Source organism: Vibrio paucivorans (genome assembly GCF_054053395.1).
Genome location: NZ_CM133231.1, coordinates 859,962 through 877,918, shown reverse-complemented (window position 1 = coordinate 877,918; position 17,957 = coordinate 859,962). Strand labels below are relative to the sequence as shown.

Here is a 17,957-nt window from a genome sequence, read left to right as displayed (position 1 = left end):
CTGATGGAGGTGAGTTTAAAGGTTCCATCCGATTGGGTGATGTTTGATGCGTTGGTTATATTGACCCGTTTTAGAACAGTGTGCTTCGAACTCTAATGATGAATGAGATAGAGTAAAATTATGTATAAAGTTGCTTTCGCTTCTTGCTGCCGTTTAGAAGCGTTTCCTGATGTGCCATTAGCAGATAAACAACCCGAGTGGAAAGAGATACATGCTCAGGACCCCGATTATTTATTGTTGTTAGGTGACAATATATACATGGATTACGGTCTTTTGGGTGATGAGCCGGTCGGATCGCCAGAACACCTTTCTTGTAGTGAGTTTGAGCAGAAAATGGAGAGTAAATATCACGCCCAGTTTTCAGTTCCGCACTTTAAGAATTTGATTGATGAAATGAAAGCAAAAGGCGGTATGTTGGCGACTTGGGACGACCATGATTTTGCGTGGAATGACGCTAAAGGGAGTGAAGTTCCAGATGATAAAAAAAATGCATCGACAAGACTTTTTAAAAAATGGGTGCTAGACGAACCAGATGACGGTACCCCGATATATCGTTATGTTGATTTGCCACATGAGGCACCAGTTGCAAGATTTATCATCCTTGATGTACGTAGTTATTCTCAAAGAATCTCTCCTCAATATCATGGGCCAAATACAGTGCACAGCCCTTCACATGGAAAATCACTGCTAGGCGAGGAACAGAAGCAGTTCTTGTTTGATGTTCTTGAACATGACCTTCCTCATACTTTTATCTGTGCTGGTCTAACAATGACGGCTGGATCAGAAAATTTTTCAGAATATGAAGAAGAGTTCGAAGAGTTTTTCGATGCAGTAGAAAGCTGTAGTAGCAACGTATTTTGGGTTGCAGGAGATATACACAAAAATCGCTATTACCCCCCTAAAAAAAGAAAGCGCCCGTGTCATGAGCTTATTTCATCGGGTATTTCTATCAATTATCTTGGATTGCCTTGGGCATTAGACGATCGCCATAACTGGGGGGTTATAAAGTTTGATGAAAGTAACGTTGAGTTGGTTCTGTGCAAAGCGAAATACAGTAATGATGAACTCGTTGGGACGAAAACTAAAAGCTTTAAGTTGGTTTAAGCACCTAGTAAGAAGCGAACACATTCAGGGGCTTTGAGTATGGAATATTTTGATAGGTTTGAAAATGTTACAAGCACGACAGAGTATGACGAAGGAAACTCACTTTCTTTGGCTCTCGTTTGTCATTTAGCCTACGAAAAAGAAGAAAAAATTTCGCAAGTAGTGAGGAGTTGGAATTATAGGTTGGATGGCTATATAAATCTCGTCAAAAAGCCAGATATAGATACACAGTGCTTTGTCATGTCGGACGATGATAATGTAATCATAGTGTTTAGAGGCAGTGAGTCACTGGAAGATTGGTTCACCAACTTTCAGGCAGTTTATGATGCAGGCCCAATGGATGATACAAAAGTTCATGAGGGCTTTCAGGACGCTTTATTTCCAGCTGTTATTGGCTTAACAAAGTTGATAGATAAGCCCGAATTGTCACATAAAAAGATATGGATAACAGGGCATAGCTTAGGAGGCGCACTGTGTTCTTTATTTGCAGGTATGCTGATTGAAAACGATTATAGCGTGTATGGTATATATACCTATGCAAGCCCGAGACCGGGCAACGGCGCTTTTGCTGACAAGTTAAACTCAAGAGTGGCTGGACCGCACTACCGAGTGGTTAATGTTGGTGATGTTGTACTCCATGTCCCCCCAGAACCATTTTATAGCCATTCGGGGCAAAGGATTATTTTGTCAGAAATGGCGAAAGAAACGTCATCTGAGTCTTGGTTTACCCAACGCATTGAAGCACTGAAAGTCTTTATAGCTAACACCTCGAATAGACTTGATGTGGCTGATAACCATAGATTGAATGCCGATTCAGAGAGTTACATCCCTCGCCTAATCAAAGACCTGTCTAGCGTAAGAGGTTAGAGATGGAAGCTAAATTTGACGATAGTGATAGGTTGAAAATCTTAATCGCTGCACTTGAACGGTATCAAGCCAATTACAACACGAGTGCATACTCGACGATGGGGTTTTGGTTAGTTGGAGTAGGGTGGTTGCTGACATCGGAGTCGGCGAGAGAGTTCATTTTCCTTCATGAAAATATAAAATTTGCGTCTATCGCGTTTATTTGGATAAATTGGATTTTGTTCACGTACGCCAGCTACCGAGTTTATAAGGTATCTGATCAACTCTACACAAGGTTAGAGAATTGGACGTTTGCGCGAGGTACGTTTGAACATGCCAAAATGCCTATAGCGGCTATTGCAATCTACTCGACAATTATTTGCTCGGTTGTAGTGCTGATAACTGTAATTTTAATGAACTAACTCGTTAAACTTGATTAGAGAATCGCACACCGAAAAAAGGCGAACCTGATGGTTCGCCTTGTTATTGGAGCATACTATGTACTAAAGCATTCAAAAACTAGACAAACTTGACATCTAGCCCAAGTTTTAATAGAAAAACTTGAGCTTAAAACGCATTTAAATTTACTACAAAATAGTATGGCAGGCATTGATACCTCTTATCCTGAGGTAGATATGGTTGTCGATCTCTAGCGCCATTCTCGATTATTCTATCACTTGGAGCCTATAAGCCCTGTTTCGATACTTAGATTGTGGGTCCCAATTTTTTTGTTTCCAGTTTTTGTTTAGATCACCTTGTATAGATTATCGGGTGATCTGCTTGCATGAAAATGCGCATCAATCGTCTTCTTTGAAGAGATCCTCAATGTCATCCCAATCCGGTAAGGAATGAGTCTTGGGTGTTACTGAAAACTGTAGATCAACTGAATCGAGTAGTCGCTCAAAAATGTCGAATGATCCTGTAAATCGACCATTTTCAATCTCTGAAATGGTGGTTTTGTTAATGCGCGTAATTTTTGCAAGTTGAAGTTGGGTTAATCTCTTGGCTTTTCTGCTCTGTTTTACTTGCTTGCCAATCTCGTAACGTGTACTCATATTCCACTCCAACTGTTAGCTATATAGCTAACTTATCTTCTTTAACGTAAATGTTAGCCATATAAGGTAAAAGATACTTGATTAACTAATGATTATGGTTGTATCGCTGCTTTCTTGGTATCTCAGAAGGTAGGGTTTCGTATAGCCAATCTTGTTCATGACGATAAAGCCACATGTACGCGCCATTAAGAGCGAGTTTAATTTCATTTCGTGTAGTGTTCGGATGATGAGCTAAGTAATCGAGTATCTCTGTACAACGTAAATTTCTTGTTTCGGCAAACCAGATCTTCTTGCGAATATCTTTTAACTCTGGATGCTTGGAAAGCACTTTTTCTATTGCTCCCACTGAAAGGCCAAAATCCGCCGCGATGCTTTGCGTTTTATTGCCCTTGCGGAGCCGATCAAGTATTTGTTCTTCTGCATCCTTAAAGAGCTTCGATGGCCTGGTGTCCACTTTGATATTTTGCTGCGCAGCTTTTATTTTCAATGTGCTTACAGTTGTTCCAAATGACGCAGCTACTGCTCGCATACTCGAGCCGGACTTAAGTTCTGCAAGCGCCAACTTCCAATTAATCGTCGCTGGAACGCGCGGGTCTGGAATCTCAATGTTTTTAGGGGGAAGCACTTCATTATTTGCTTCAAGACAGTCTAAGAAGTTTGACCAGCTGTCGAAAAGAGCATAAATGAGCAATAAGTGTTTGAGCGGTTGATGAACCCCATCAATGTTGTAGAACAAGCACTCAGGGTACTGATGCTTTTCAATTTGTGATTTAAAGTAAGCTTCTATCTTTTCGTTTATGTGAATAGCTTTCAAGTTGTTGATAAGTAGACAGCGTAACAATCTTTGTTTTATGCGGCTGTGCGCCGTTAATAGACCATGGGCGTCGAGTTGCTTTTGGTAGCAGTTATGAATTGTAGATAAGTCGATATTTGTTGGGCAGTAATTGAGCTCATTCTGAATTAGTTTGCTAAATCCGATTTCGTCGGTGCTATTTACTAATTCGACCGGCTTGTGAATGGCAGGCAGCACAATTCGCTTAGAGCTATGCGGCTGTTTGTGAAGATAGCATTTATGAATTGGGCACACACTTAGACCGGCAAGCTGATGAGTTACATGCCAGTATGGAGTGCCGTATTTTTCGGTGTCGTACGCAACACAAAGCGGGCAGCTGATGAGCGGTTGTTTAGAAGGTAATCGGCTTGCAACTTTACCAATCCGCGATTGCAATGAAGCGGTGTGTCCAGTGATGAGAGAGTTTAGCAATACGCATCTGGCGTTTTCAGAGCAAAATGGTTTGTAATATTGAAATGTCGTCATTTGATTCACGATGACGAGCTCTGGTAGCCCAATTAATCGAGACAAGCCTGGAACGTACGATGGGAACTCATTTGCTGGACGTGACGCATTCACATTAACTAATGACATTGTATCTTTTGTGAAGCTGTTATGAGCGGCTCTCAGATGAAGTCGACACAAGAAACTATAAGCAGTTTCATCGGGTAAACGATTAGGTATTAGGTTGGCTTCCATACGTTAACTATTTATATATCTAGCTCTGCTCGCATCCAATACGCTACTGAGAGCCAGTACACAGGATTCCTCTGACCGCTTGGTGGATTTGGGTTCGAGAACATTGAACGCAGAATATTAGTGTTTCCTCGCTTGGTTGGTCGTGTGTAATCTCTGTACAAGTGACGCAGTAGTACTGGACCGAGGTCTGATTCAAACTCAGGATTTAGATTGTTGCAAATCACCGCTTTTGCAGCGCGATTCTCGATACCCAATCCAAGTAATGTAGTAATTCTCAATTTGAGTGAGGATACAAAGTCCGGTTGGTCTATGCTCATCGCGTGTACTTTTTGAAAAAATTGCTGCCATTGCTCAATATCATGCTCTACTTTGGTCACTAAGCTCTTCCAGGTGCCTACATCGTGAGGGAGTGTACCGTTATATAAGTTCTTGACCGGGTCTTCTGCTCGTTGAAGCAACGAATCGTGCTTGTAACAGCGCACTATGCTTGGCAATTGATGAGGTGCATGCCAGTATGTGGTGCCATGAGCTTCTAGATCTTCTGTTCTGCAAATTGGACAGCTGTGCCAACTAGTGTCAAACCCGAATAGTAGTTGTTCGTTCATGTGCGCCAGTTTGCTCCATTCTCGAAATAGGTCATCAAATCGTTCTCCCACAGAAAGTTGCCAAATGTTCGCATTTGTGTGTTTGTGGAAATCTGTAACGCCGGTAACAGCGAGCAACTGAGTCAATGGTTGCATGCTTGCACGAAAGACAGTGTTCGCATGTAAAAAACGTTCATCAATACCGAGATTGTATTGATAGTACTTGAGGCTGCTGCAACCAGAGCGTTGATACATACGCAAATGCCAACTGTAGATATGCTCGGTTTCTAGAGGCTTGGTGAGCAGGCTCATCATTGTGGCACCACCTCATAACCGTGCTCGTCTATGCCAAACTCGCTCGGAGCAATCTCAGATTCTTTTTCTAAACGCTTTACAGTGCGCTCTTCTTTTTGCGTTAGCTTATAATCTGGTAGATATTGCTCAATTTGATCTAGTACTGCTTTAGCTGCTGATCCTTTTAGCTTTTGTTGATCAGCTATTTTGAGAACATTTTTGACGAGCTTCTGAATATCTTTAGCAAGAGTGAAGCCTCCGACAAACAGATCGTCAAATGCATCTAACTTTCCATGACGCAGCGCAACAAGAGCCGGCTTCATAATAGAGAACTTACTATCAAACACACGGGTTAACACTTGTTGGGAAAAGCAAGGGATGCCTTGGCGAAGGCAGTATTTATTTGCTTGTTCAATCAAGAAAAACAGACAGTGTGGAATGCCTTGGGTTAGTTGGTATATCTGTTTTTCTAGAACTGGGGTGAGTTCACAAAATTCTGGAGTTAACTGATAACTCCATGCATATTGCAATAGCATCTTCCAGTCTTTATCGGTCGCTTTGAAGTTATTCCAATCGTGCGGGATCCCCAGTCGACGCCCGTTAGTAAATTCCTTTTCGGCTAGACGATTCGCTTTGCTTGTCCCAATTTTAACTGTCGGTACACGGGCATCTTGAGTCAACCCGTCAAAAAGTGTGAAAATTAATTTTCGCTCATTGGGAGCTGAAAAACAGATGTTATGTATTTCATCGAAGATGATGACGCCAATCAGAAGAGTTGTGCAAAGCGTAATAATCTTCTGAATAGTATCTTTTCGATTCAGCGGTTTATACTGATCTTCGTAGTTGGTACTTAAAACCTTGTCGATGTTTCTCGCGATAAGCGAACAGATGGTTTTTGCATCTGCTTCACCGGGAATATTGATCTTTATGTAAACGATTTGAAGTGTTTTTTGATCCATTGGACCGGTTTCAAGGTGAACGAGTACTGGAGGAATAGTCGTCAGGATTGATTCAAGTGCGGTTGTCTTACCAACGCCGCTATAGCCAGTGAGTTTTATTGACGGCGCAGTAGTTCTTGTTCTTATAAAAGTTTCGGTAGCAACTTGGTTTTGCCACTTGATGGTATCAGGATCTAACGGGTTTCTTTCTTTGTATCCTTCCTTCAAGATATTTAAAAAGTCGCAATAAAGATCATAATATAGAGAGGTCGGCATGACAGAGCTCATGATATTCGCAGCTTTGTTCTCCAATGTTTCCACGTCGAGATTTTTGAAATTGTCTGGTACAACAGCCGGTAGAACAAGTGAATCCCAAAAATCGTTGATGTTCATTCTAGCAGGTAAACACTCAATAAAAGGATTACCCTCAAAATCTGAATTTAATGAAGTAGTGTACACAGCAATTTTAAACTCACTCACTATTGATTCCTTCTGTTTAGTTGTGAAGCCATTTTTTCTGCAAAAATATCTGAAATATCCGGTTCATTACTTTCCTGTGATGAACACTCTTTCTTTGATGAAGGTGTATCACTAACCTTCGGCTCGAATACCTCTTCCGTCGACGGTGATATTTCTTTCGTCATGTTTTCAAATAGAGCTTTGGAAACAGCAATTTCTGCGTTTAATCCAGCTTCTTTGTTTAAGCTAAGGTCTTGAGTGTTAGCTTCGTTGATTGTTATCTCAGTTTGCTGATGTTTCGCTGTAGAGACTGCATTCTTTGCACTAACGCGAGTCGCGCTTTGTTTTTCTGCATATTGCTCCGCCAGGGCTTGCATCTCTATAGCTTCCTCTTTTTTTGCACTAGATATCTGTTCGTCGCTCATATGTTCGTAGAGTCTGTCGCTCTCGTCTAAATAAGCTGGCTGAAGCCCATCAGAAGTTTCGATGTATATTTTGCTCATTGAGTAGCGCATAAAGCGACAAGAAAGGCGGGGTCTCTTACCAATATTTTTTTCTTGCAGCCCATTATTTAAAGTCCAACCGCAGGTATATCGTAGTCCACGACCCGAGCTGCCGCTGTCGCTCTTTTTAATGTACTTACCTGGCAAAAAGACATGACTCGGATGAACTGTTACTTCTCCAACTTCTAATAGTTCTAGAAAGAGTTGTCGCTCATCAACTTCTCTTAGGAACCCCCCGCGATTACGAAGCCCCCAATCAAATTTTTCCATAGGGATTTTTCGTACACCATCACGTCTCATTTCTTTGCTAATCGGCAGAGTTTCTAATGGATAGTGATTGTTATATCGAGTGATAAAATCAATCAATATCTGATACAACTCGCGTATATTTAATAGTGCATCTTTTCGAACTTTTCTTTTCAAGTGTTCTGCAATTTTCGTTTTTGAAACGCCGGGAACCACCCCAAACAGAAAGTCTTCGAGTGTCTTGTGTTTGCGCTCTACAAGTCCTTTTTGTTGTGAGTTACCTTCTGTGTTATATATCTGCTCAATATGAGCATCTTTGCTAAATGAGCGCTCCAGCTCTGCTCTAAATTCTGCATTGTCGACCATGATCATTCGGCATTTTCCTTCGATATCCCACGGTTCATTAAGCTTTACGCCAATTTCTTCACAAAACTTTTGCTTATTTCGGAATGCAGTAAAAAGTACCTCTCGGGCAGTGTGTGCTGAAGCCTTCTGAAAGGTTATCAATAAGCCCACCCAAGCTCTGGAAAATGTGTCAACGACAGTGTAACAAGTTGGGCGTCCTACACGACGTTGTCGCAGAGGATCAAACTCATCGACCAATTCGATTGATAGCGGCGTTTCATCAATTTGGTAAACGTGGCCAGGACCTTGAGCATAAAAATTGTCGAAAGTACCTTTTAACCCTTTTTTGTCTTTGTTAAAGCTGTCGGTTTTGCCTTGTTTTGCAATCACCGTTTCGCGATTTTCGCGAAGAAAATCGGCGAGATAAGCTTTAAATTGAAATTCAGAAAGTCGAAGCTCGGGGGAATAGTGCTTATAACTAACAATCTCCCCAGTCTCATGGTCAACAACCGGATCGCTTGCATACTTGTCTTTGTATTCACTATATGCTTCTTCATACGTTTTTGGGTTTGCACACATAATGTGTGTGCGAGCAATAGCTTGAATATGTTTTTCATCACGTTCTGTTCGCATTCGACCCACTGACCCATCGTTTCGACGTGGCCCTGTCTTTTTTGTATAGACCTTATTTTGTGATTGTCCTGAGCCGGGCTTTCTCAGAAAAGCGTTAGGAATTGAGCCTACGCTTAAATAGGTGTACACCCATTTGTATAGTTGCGTTCGGTGCAATTTAATTCCGGCTTCTTGCGCCGCCTCAAAGCACTTTTGAATCAATCGCTTCCCATAACTTCTTGAAACTAAGAACGTTTCTAACTGTTGAATGATCGGACGGATCACAGCAAGTTTTTGATCTCGCTTGATGCGTTGATTTTCTGGAATGTATTGATCGGGCAAGAGCATGTAATCAGGGAGCTTTAACTCCCCGCAAGCAATACGTTGGTCCTTCAATGCTTCGGTGATTTCAGAGAATGAAAACCAGTCTGGCTTGTTCTTTGTTTTTAGGTTCATTGCAAACAATCGGTTAGTTGTTGCATCAATAAACACAACGATGTGAGCCGCAGAAATAGGCGAATTCTCACCGTGTACTGGTGTGATGATATCGTTAAGCTGAATAAAATCCCTAGTCATGCAAAGCGACCTTGATTTTTAAGTCTTCAACAGATTTTTCGTATTGGATCAGTTGGTTACTTAGGTCCATTAGGATTTTTCGATGCCAAACACAGTGCTGAAAAATTTGAATTGAATCACAAAAAGTCACACCAATGCGCTCAGCAACGCGCTCTAGGAATTCATGGAGTCGATCGGTTTGTTGCTGTTCGAGCTCCTTTGCAAAGTGTTTTAACCAGATTGGGATAAGGCATTGGTAATGAGCCTCTAGTGTGTACGCAGAAAACAACTGCTCGAGGTTTTGCGTAAAGATATTTTTGAGTTCACTACTTCTGATCAAATGCCATGAGACACCTTGTGATTCCCAAAACGCTTTTTCAATTTTTAGTTTGTTGTCTTCGTTTTGGCGTTGTGTTTCTGTTTTTGCTAAGTAGGCATCCTCATCTTTGATGGCATACACGATTTTTCTTCCATCGATTGCGACGTGTGGCGCGCGAGATAAAATAAAAGAAAATTAATCAAAAATAAAAAACAAGCCTGCGGTAGGCTTGTTTTTTATTTGATGTTGCGTTTATGAGGGTCTTTGTGGTCGCTCGGTACGCGCTACTGTAATATCATTATCATTGCTCGTTGTATACGCTCGTAATTCATTTCTATAGTTTCGCCAGTTAGCTTCTGTAGAGGTCGTGGATGAACAACCATCTAGATGTTTATTTATTTCAATATCAGCCACAGCAAGTTCCGTCTTTACCCAGCTAGCTTCCTCTAAAGCAATTTCCGTTTGTATGTCTTTGGGAGGGAGAAACTCATCGTTAAGATATCGCCATTCTTTTGAGACACCTTCTGGGCAGGCTTTCCAGTTAGCTGGGAAATCTGTTTCTGCGCTGAATTTTGCAGTATTTATGACTGCACCATCTCGAATTAATGCTGCTTTGATCATTTTAAATACTCCTTAATGATAACAATTCCGTCATGGCCATCTCCGCCAGACCGAGAGGTTGTAGATAACGATGAAGCTCCAGAGCCTCCAGCTCCAGGACCTTGTCCACTGTGACCATTTTCATTTCTTGCTACTGGAGCCCCGCCGGATAGGTAAGAGCTTCCTCCAGCGCCTGACGCTCTATCGCTTCCATGGGTAGCGCCTTGACCTGGGATATTAATATCACCGTTTCCTGAGCCGCCATTAATAGCACCATTTGCTGAAGCTGAACTTGGTGGCCCGCCGCGTCCACCAGTTGCAGTTACATCACCAAATGAGGTATCACCAGCAGTTCCTCCCCAGCTAGTTGAACCTCCTGCGCCTCCTGCGCCAATAATGATAGAAGTAGGCTTTAAATCACTTTCTGATAGATAAACGATGGCACAGCCGCCGCCAGCTCCACCGCCGTCGTTAGAATTACCTGAGGAGCCAGCTCCTCCGCCACCTCCACCAACAATGATAACTTCGGCAGCTAACACATTAGGTGACGGAGTGTAAGTTGCGGAAGCTGTAAAAGTTACAATGTTAAAACTCAAGTCAAATGAGACTGATTCAAGTAGCTTCTCAAAATGATCGAATTGACCAGAGACAAATTTGATTCCTTTTGCTGAAAGGGCATTTTGAAATTCTTTAATACAAGCATTGAACCAATCGGCTCCAGGAATACTTGGTTGACCTGTCTCTGCAAAGTAACCAGGATCACCTTCTGTTGGTTTAAGCTCTGGTGGTACTTCAACTTGAGTACCATTTTGCAAGGGATGCATAATTATTCCTCTTCAAAAACGTAAATGACCTGCCAACCACCGATGATGTATTTATCCAGCAAGCAAGTAACAGCAAGCTCATCAAACTGCAATAAGGGGGTTGTACAATCATCGAGTACAGTCATGGGAATGGCTGACGATGATTTGACTCGTGCGAGAATATCGAATTGACTGTCGTAAGGATTAATCGGGTGTGTACAAGGACGCAGACAGTGATGCCGACGTACAGGAAGTATCTCGACATCAAACCCATAAGAAGCGCACAAAGCCTCAAGCGCCCAAGGAGACAAACCACCTTGATGTGTATCTTTGGCGTACACCGCTTGTCTGCGTCTATCAAAAGTTTGCTCTTGCAGGTCCTGACACTCAGGCAAACCAAACGCATGCTCATAATCAGGCAACAGTGCATAGCAGGTTTCTGGAAAGATTTCCTGCTCTAGCTGGCCATTGGAAGCGTCAACGCGCTCGTACGCTTTGGTGAGAGCAAGCGATAGATCAAATAAAGCGCCGCTGTCTTTTGACCAGGCTGCGCCCTCGGGTAAAAGCATCAAATAGCTGCGGTGATAGTCATCGTGCGTCATACCCACGTAATGTCTCCAAATGTTAATAGTTCATCTTTTGTGCTGGTTTGGTCACTATTGAGTGAGCACGTATAATCGCGAACGCCAGCCGCTGTTTTGATGGCTTGGCGAATATCACTAATTAACAGCTTACCGCCTGGCGAGGCACTACGTACTTCCAGTGTTTTTAATGAGGTCGTCACCGCAGAGCGCGTATCGGCTGAGTCTGGCACAAGATGAATATTAGGCGTCAAAGGTTTAAGGGTTAACGTGTACATCACAAGCTCAGGGCCCGCTGGAGCCCCAACGCGATCGCCTGTGGCTGGGTCTTCATGCTCAATACAGTAAGCCTCAACCGCATCCAGTTGAGGCTGTGAAGGGATGATGTCGTCTTCGTTGTCATTGACGAAGGTGAGACCAACCGTTCCTCGACCTTGCCAGCCATTTTCAGCCCAGGCACGTGTCACGCCAGGCACTTCTAATGCCCATGATTCATAATCAAAGGTTGCCCCACCTTGAGGCGGGTTGCGCATCTTAAGTTGTAATCGATAGAGCAAATCTAAGATAGGCTCGATATCTGCGCCGCCTCGAAGCCCTTCGTCTTCCACTACAGCATTTCCAGTGGCACCAATAATGGTGGAGGCAGGGGTAAGCTCTACTTTCGCTTCCGTATTAGTTACCTGTCCGGTACTGTCGGCTTTGACTTCAAACGATATACTGTCGCTTTCTGCGGTGTGTTCTTCTTTGGTCTTAAAGATAACACCATCGCCACGCTGAAACCTTTGCCCAGCCTTAATCGTCGTACCACTACTGACCGCCATCGTGACCAAACCAAATGCCGCGCTCGCAGGCTTACGTATCACACCTCGGCGCTGTGCATGCTTGACAATATACTCATCATCCGACTCTTGATTTGGAACAATCTGACGTGCAATCCATTCTTGATGGTCATAGAGATCTTTGACTTGAGCAGAATTAGCAAAGTTGAGCCCACGCTCAACTGAAAACGGCAGTCTTGGCTCACTGTCATCAAGGTAGAACGCGATATCGCCTTCACCCTGCGCAATGAGCTGCTTAAGCCTTGGCGTACTATAAGGCATGGGCTTGGGCGTCCCAGCGTTTACTTATGGAATAACTCATCATACTGTCATCCGGTTTTACTATTTGAATATCAAAGCGCATCCAATTGGTGTTCCATACGCTGACTTCAACCGATACGTCTTTGGCGTAGCCTTCTTGAATTAATGGATCCAGTGCTTCTAGCGCATAATCCTTTGCGTCATATAACACGCGAGGGACGATTTTTTCACGGCTCAAAAGCCATAGGCGGCTACCTATTGGATAGGGAAAGTAGGTGTCACCAGGCCATCCTCGACGATTGGTGCGGTCTGGTAGTGTGTCGTCATCCAACGCTCGTCTATCGGTGAACAGCATAATGATCACCAAAGTCATTAAGCTGTCATCGATTTGAATACCAGCACTGCTCAGTTCGATATTGGCTTGGTTAATGTGCCAGATTAGTGCTGCGCTCATGGCTGTCCTCTAAGGGGAGGAAGGCGGGTCTGTCGGTCTATCTTCTGCATCGAGGTGAATGTGCCCACCGACATCCAAATCATCAACAGTAAGAGATTGCGTCGCACTCATTTGACCAGCTTTCATGGTATCTGCCTCAGCATCACCGTTTACCTTCACATTCCCGTTAAATACGGTGTCATCCGCGTTAATGGTTAACTTAGGAGTAGTTATAACGACTTCGGTATCGAGGGTGAGATTAAAGCGTTTTCCTAACTGGTTGAATGTGCCTTCTTTAGTCAAGATAAACAGGTGACCTTCTAGATGATAAAGGCCTGAATCGCCTTGTTCGCCTCCAGTAGGTCGGCTGTCTTTGTCATCTACGCTAAGCGCCACCATGGCATTACGGTTGCCACCTGGGCTTGCGACAAGTGCTTCTGAGCCATCGGGCGGGTAAGAAATCAGCCCGTAATCGATAAAACGTTCCACGTCATTGACGTTTTCGTCTTGCAATGCCGTCAGTTGAAGGTTTTGTCTTTTCAGTGAGTTATTGACCGTTGTCACAATCGCTCGGTCAAACACAAGCTGGATGCGGCGCTTAATGGGAGCCAGTATTTTTTGTAGGGCTTGCAGCGTCACCATAGCATTGTACTCGCAGGGGGCTCAATACTGAGCGCATCAGCTGGCATTATCGTGAGCTGAGTTAATCGGCCACCATCACCTTCAATGAAATTCACGGCCACAATCAACCAGGTGACATCGAGCCCTTGATAGTCGTCTTGGATTTTCACCAGTTTATTGACAGGCCATAAATGGCGTTCATCGTAATGCCAACCAGTGACGGTAATTTGTGTCTGTGTTGAGCTGCCGACATCGCGCGTCTTTTGCCATTGCCCCCGCTGCGTCGCACCTTCAGCAGTGAACGCATCTTCAGATAGGACGATTTTAGGGCGGTGACGTTTCACTTGTGGATCGCGTATCAACATCGCTCTACCCACGTTCTTATCCGTGCTGATATTGTCTAAGTCTCCTCCAGAGTATCCCGCCCCTTTGATTAAGTAGACATTATGACGGTTACGCCATGAAAAGCGGCCAGCTGCAGCTTTGATGTTGTCGCCCAGTTTCAATGTCACGGGTAAGACGTGACTGGACGGCGCAGTGATGAGTAAATCACCGGAAGACGTGGAAGTGATCAACGCGCTGTTTTGTCTCGCCGCGCGGCGAAGGTTATCTTCGACCGTTTCCCCTTGCTCTATTCGCCAGGAGGTAAAAATGATGCGTTCTTCCTCAGCCGCTTTGCGAGTGTAAGGAAAAATGGATTGCTGCGTCACATTGTCGACTACATTGATACCAAACGGCTCACACAGGTCTTTTGCAATGCGGGTAAGGTTGACCTTTTGCCACTGACTGCCCTGAAATACCGCCGCGCAGTCCACCAAGTCACCGGTTTTATCGCGTCCCATGACCTGCAGACGAATGTTGTTTTCATCATAGCTAGGGATGAAGTCATCGATGTAACCGGAGATGACCACTTCATTGCCTATCATCACCTGACACGGCATGCCTGGCTCAATGGGGATAGGCGCTGCTTCAGCCCAGGAGCGTGTCAAACTCAAATCAAACTCACCTGCAAGGTTGATAAGAGAGCGGCTGACGCTCACCTCAGTCCAGCCTACGTATCGAGCACCATCAATCAGCAATAAGACGTCAGACATCGCTTAGCTCCGCAATTTCAATTCGTTGATTTGGGATAATAAATGAAGGGTGACGAAGCTTATTACGCTTGACGATGTTATCGCGACTTTCGGTTGACCCTGTTTCTTGGTACGCCAGCAGCGCCACAGGAATCGTGGTCGTGGGCGTTACATCACGAACTTGAGGAAGAAGAAGTACTCGCTCATCCACATCGCGCTTAAGTTTTACGCGTGTATCACGAAGGGCTCGCCAGCTTTGAGTCATATCAACGTCAAGCGCCTGTATCGCTGCATCATCAATGCGAGTCTGAACCATTGAAGCCTGTTCGCTTGCGCCTTTTGAATCGGACCAGGAAGCGCTGTAATCTTGCTGCGTCACCATCGCTGACAGAGAATCACTGAGCGCAATAGATTGCTCTATCACCAGTTCATTGGTATAGAGCTGGTTAATCAAACGGTTGTTACGCTGGGTTTGTTCATCAATTGGGTTTTGCCCTGATTCATCAAATTCGTAATACGCCTGCATGCCATCAATACGGCTTTGGACGGTGGTGTACACATCCAAAGCATCAGGTGGTGTGGTGACCAAATCGTGCACATCATACATTAAATCGGTCACCTGGCGAGCCAGCTCTCCAGGGTCAGCGATTAACGAGCCTAAGTTTTGCTTAAATGCATCCAATGCGTCTACCCAATCACTCAGAGCATCAGGGAGGTCGGGGAGTTGCATGACGGCCTGCAGCAAGGCATCGTTATAACTGTTTAAGGTATCGAGTAAACTGTCTTGCGCGTAGCTGGGTAAGCCTTCACTGTCGAACTGCTCATCAAACTCTTCAATGTTACTGTCTCGGCTTTGAGTCGCGCTGGTTTTGAGTTCATCAGACGTATTCACCAAAGCGCTAGGAAACAGCTTTTGTCCTGCTTCAAACACATCAAAGCTGATGGTGGCATAACCGCCATATTGTGTGCTCAGCTGATGGGAAACCTCTCCCACCTGAATGCGTTGACGCCCCCAAAAAGGGTGCACCAATTCACACGGCCCTGGTTGATTGAGTGCATCAAGCACATCCGCTAACTGAGACAGGTAATTATCCCCTAAGCAAAAGCCTTCGACCTTTTGCTTACCGAGCACGGCGCCATTGTCTTCTGTCCATCCAGTCTCACGCTTTGGATAAGCATGAGGCACGGCGCGCCGCCCACTGGTGCCTCCAATCTCTTTGACATAAAACATCACACCGCGAATGGAGGCGTCTCGATATTGGGTAGTATCTTGAGTTGTCAGTGTCGTCATTGTTATCCACCATAGTAACCAAGATCAGGGCCCGCAGAGGCGCTAAAGATGACGCCTGCTTGATTGGTTTTTACTTCTTTTGTGCGAGTACGGTTATCTTCAATGGACACTTTGACTTCACCTTGCAATTCGTTTCGAGCCGGTGCACTTTCAAATAGCCCTCCCGCTGCATTACCTGCGTAACCACCCGCGACCGAGCCCACCAAACCGCCGAGCGCAGTACCTATCGCCGTACCTAAACCTGGTAATATAGCTGTACCAATGGCAGCGCCTAGACTCGCACCGCCCCAACCGCCAAGTCCGGTGCCTGCCGCCTCACCCACATCAGAGGCATCTCCACCATTGATGGCGATGTCCGCCAACATAAGGCCAGAACTAGCCACTCCGAGTAAGCGGCTTCCGCCTGTACCAGCAAAGCGACGACCCATGCGTCCGAAGCGGCTATTGCGAATTTTTGACCAACGACTGGATTTATTGGAAGGCTCAAAGTCAGCATCAATTGCACCTGGTCCGCCAAGAGCAAGAGGCCCACCTGGCCCCCCTAATCGTGGTGTGCCTCGACCACCTCGACCATTCATACCGCCGAGTCCTGCGCCAGGCATGTTCACTACATAAACAGGCTGGACGGCCATACCACCCATCCCTTGCGCGCCAGCTAATCCGCTGTTTTTCCCTCGTCCTCGATACGCTTTCCAAAGCCAAGATGCCGCTTTAAATCCCCCAAGCTTTCTAAGCAGCAGCGTTGCACCACCGATTGCAGCCACCCATTTCCCTATGTGGTATATACTCTGCACCGTTTCGGCGCTGACGTTATGCATGACATCCGCCAGTTCGGTGAGAGGCTCACTGAGCTGGTTGTTGATGAAGTGATTCCATGAAGTAGATAGGCGCTGCAGTCCACCTGTCGCATCTGAAGCGATCCGCTTTGAATCTTCGGCAATTTGACTGAAGTTGACATCGAGGTTTTTGAACTTATCAAAGCTCTCGACTTTTTCGTTTCGGATCAATTCAGCGGTGATATTGTTAAAGCCACGTCTCGCTTCGTCGCCAAATATCATGCCGATACGCGCCATGTTGCCATCAAGTTTGGTGACGATATCTGTCATGATGGAAGGGAGATCGCGCATGACGGTGCGGCCTTTATCATCGGTTTCGTTAAGCTCAATGCCCATCATCGCCAGCTTGCGCATTTTGTCTGGGCTTTGTAAGTCTCGAAGCAGCGCTTCTAACGTGGTGGCCGCAACATCCGGTGAGCCAGTAGCCATCTGTAGCACCTGCATCGATGCGCCAAGCTCAGCAAGTGCACTTTCACCGGTTCGTTTGGTCGAACCTGCGTAAGCCGACAAAATACGCGGACCGAGTTTCGCCAAATCTTTGGCCTCGACGGCACCGGCTTTGCCTTGCGCCACAAGAATGTTCATGCCACGGGAGACATCATCGACTTCAAGTTTTTGCAGCTCAGCCACCAAACCACCAATATCTGCGCCCATCGCCCCTGTGGCTTGGATGGTTTGACCCAGCGCCTCGATGTTTTTACGCGCGTACTCCAAATCACCGGTGCGCGTGACGATCTCCTCAATAGCACTGATAAGCTCTGAAGGGTCAATGGCAATGTTGTTATCCATTGCGGTCTCAAAGATTTCATCCTGGAGCTTTTTGACTTGCTCGGCACTGATTTCAGCCTGAACACCAATACGATTCATGCGGCGCTCTAGTGAGATGGCGTTTTTGAAACTGACGCCACCTGCTAAAGAAGCAGCAAATAGGCCATATCGAGAGGTCATGCTATCTAAGCCAGCATTAATGCCTGTCATGGCTTGCTTGGAAGCTTGATTCATGATTTGAAAGGACAGGCGCGTTTGGCGCGCCATACCTTTCATTTCTCGCTGGTAGGCTCTGGATTTTTCGGTGAGGTTACCCGTCAGGTTCAGACGAATACTGGCGTTAAGTTCGCTGCTCATGAAGCTTTTTTAACCTCTCGCATTCTTTTAAAAATCGCCCGATGGGTTTATCGAGGAAGTGTTGGATGTTGCCGTGGTAAAACCGCGCCAGTATCAGCGCGGCCTCATTAATGAGCGAGGCATG

The 17,957-nt window shown here is 45.1% G+C and carries 18 protein-coding genes; 3 read left to right on the top strand and 15 right to left on the bottom strand.

Features of this window, described 5'->3' with window-relative positions; translation table 11 throughout:
• Nucleotides 1–120: 120 nt before the first annotated feature.
• From ACXABW_RS19330 to ACXABW_RS19320, 3 genes are read left to right on the top strand one after another with little or no spacing between them, the layout of a single operon-like run.
• On the top strand, nt 121–1,104 hold the full coding sequence (locus tag ACXABW_RS19330) for an alkaline phosphatase D family protein (protein WP_457527114.1): 984 nt from the start codon (nt 121–123) through the stop codon (nt 1,102–1,104).
• Between the two features lie 39 nt (nt 1,105–1,143).
• Nucleotides 1,144–1,971 (top strand): lipase family protein, encoded by an 828-nt coding sequence (locus ACXABW_RS19325; RefSeq protein WP_457527112.1) that lies wholly within the window; start codon nt 1,144–1,146, stop codon nt 1,969–1,971.
• 2 nt (nt 1,972–1,973) lie between these two features.
• Nucleotides 1,974–2,372, top strand: a complete 399-nt coding sequence (locus ACXABW_RS19320) for a hypothetical protein (RefSeq protein WP_457527110.1) — start codon at nt 1,974–1,976, stop codon at nt 2,370–2,372.
• Between the two features lie 375 nt (nt 2,373–2,747).
• Here ACXABW_RS19320 and ACXABW_RS19315 read toward each other — a convergent pair whose 3' ends face one another.
• The 15 genes from ACXABW_RS19315 to ACXABW_RS19245 form a co-directional block, all read right to left on the bottom strand.
• Nucleotides 2,748–3,005, bottom strand: a complete 258-nt coding sequence (locus ACXABW_RS19315; RefSeq protein ID WP_182039138.1) for a helix-turn-helix transcriptional regulator — start codon at nt 3,003–3,005, stop codon at nt 2,748–2,750.
• Between the two features lie 85 nt (nt 3,006–3,090).
• Entirely contained in the window at nt 3,091–4,536 is a 1,446-nt protein-coding gene (locus ACXABW_RS19310) for a TnsD family Tn7-like transposition protein (RefSeq protein ID WP_457527107.1), read from the bottom strand.
• An 11-nt stretch (nt 4,537–4,547) separates the two neighbouring features.
• Nucleotides 4,548–5,435 carry a TniQ family protein gene (locus ACXABW_RS19305; RefSeq protein ID WP_394140365.1) on the bottom strand — a complete coding sequence of 296 codons (888 nt, stop codon included), beginning with the start codon at nt 5,433–5,435 and terminating at the stop codon, nt 4,548–4,550.
• Nucleotides 5,432–6,832 carry an ATP-binding protein gene (locus ACXABW_RS19300; protein ID WP_221073026.1) on the bottom strand — a complete coding sequence of 467 codons (1,401 nt, stop codon included), beginning with the start codon at nt 6,830–6,832 and terminating at the stop codon, nt 5,432–5,434. The genes ACXABW_RS19305 and ACXABW_RS19300 overlap by 4 nt, the downstream gene beginning before the upstream one ends.
• Nucleotides 6,832–9,093, bottom strand: a complete 2,262-nt coding sequence (locus ACXABW_RS19295) for a transposase (protein ID WP_457527105.1) — start codon at nt 9,091–9,093, stop codon at nt 6,832–6,834. Before ACXABW_RS19295 ends, ACXABW_RS19300 begins: the two co-directional genes overlap by 1 nt.
• Entirely contained in the window at nt 9,086–9,532 is a 447-nt protein-coding gene (locus tag ACXABW_RS19290; RefSeq protein ID WP_457527103.1) for a hypothetical protein, read from the bottom strand. The genes ACXABW_RS19295 and ACXABW_RS19290 overlap by 8 nt, the downstream gene beginning before the upstream one ends.
• A 111-nt stretch (nt 9,533–9,643) precedes the next feature.
• On the bottom strand, nt 9,644–10,012 hold the full coding sequence (locus ACXABW_RS19285; RefSeq protein ID WP_457527101.1) for a hypothetical protein: 369 nt from the start codon (nt 10,010–10,012) through the stop codon (nt 9,644–9,646).
• Nucleotides 10,009–10,815, bottom strand: coding sequence for a glycine-rich domain-containing protein (locus ACXABW_RS19280; protein ID WP_457527099.1), 807 nt, complete (start codon nt 10,813–10,815; stop codon nt 10,009–10,011). Before ACXABW_RS19280 ends, ACXABW_RS19285 begins: the two co-directional genes overlap by 4 nt.
• A gap of 2 nt (nt 10,816–10,817) precedes the next feature.
• Nucleotides 10,818–11,396 carry a putative phage tail protein gene (locus ACXABW_RS19275; protein ID WP_457527147.1) on the bottom strand — a complete coding sequence of 193 codons (579 nt, stop codon included), beginning with the start codon at nt 11,394–11,396 and terminating at the stop codon, nt 10,818–10,820.
• Complete coding sequence (locus tag ACXABW_RS19270) at nt 11,393–12,475, bottom strand: baseplate J/gp47 family protein (RefSeq protein ID WP_457527097.1); 1,083 nt, start codon at nt 12,473–12,475, stop codon at nt 11,393–11,395. Before ACXABW_RS19270 ends, ACXABW_RS19275 begins: the two co-directional genes overlap by 4 nt.
• Nucleotides 12,465–12,908 carry a phage GP46 family protein gene (locus tag ACXABW_RS19265; protein ID WP_457527095.1) on the bottom strand — a complete coding sequence of 148 codons (444 nt, stop codon included), beginning with the start codon at nt 12,906–12,908 and terminating at the stop codon, nt 12,465–12,467. Before ACXABW_RS19265 ends, ACXABW_RS19270 begins: the two co-directional genes overlap by 11 nt.
• 9 nt (nt 12,909–12,917) lie before the next feature.
• Nucleotides 12,918–13,529 carry a phage baseplate assembly protein V gene (locus ACXABW_RS19260; protein ID WP_457527093.1) on the bottom strand — a complete coding sequence of 204 codons (612 nt, stop codon included), beginning with the start codon at nt 13,527–13,529 and terminating at the stop codon, nt 12,918–12,920.
• On the bottom strand, nt 13,523–14,602 hold the full coding sequence (locus tag ACXABW_RS19255) for a phage baseplate assembly protein (protein WP_457527091.1): 1,080 nt from the start codon (nt 14,600–14,602) through the stop codon (nt 13,523–13,525). Before ACXABW_RS19255 ends, ACXABW_RS19260 begins: the two co-directional genes overlap by 7 nt.
• Nucleotides 14,595–15,872 (bottom strand): DNA circularization protein, encoded by a 1,278-nt coding sequence (locus ACXABW_RS19250; RefSeq protein WP_457527089.1) that lies wholly within the window; start codon nt 15,870–15,872, stop codon nt 14,595–14,597. Before ACXABW_RS19250 ends, ACXABW_RS19255 begins: the two co-directional genes overlap by 8 nt.
• 2 nt (nt 15,873–15,874) lie before the next feature.
• Complete coding sequence (locus tag ACXABW_RS19245; protein ID WP_457527087.1) at nt 15,875–17,833, bottom strand: phage tail tape measure protein; 1,959 nt, start codon at nt 17,831–17,833, stop codon at nt 15,875–15,877.
• Nucleotides 17,834–17,957 lie beyond the last annotated feature (124 nt).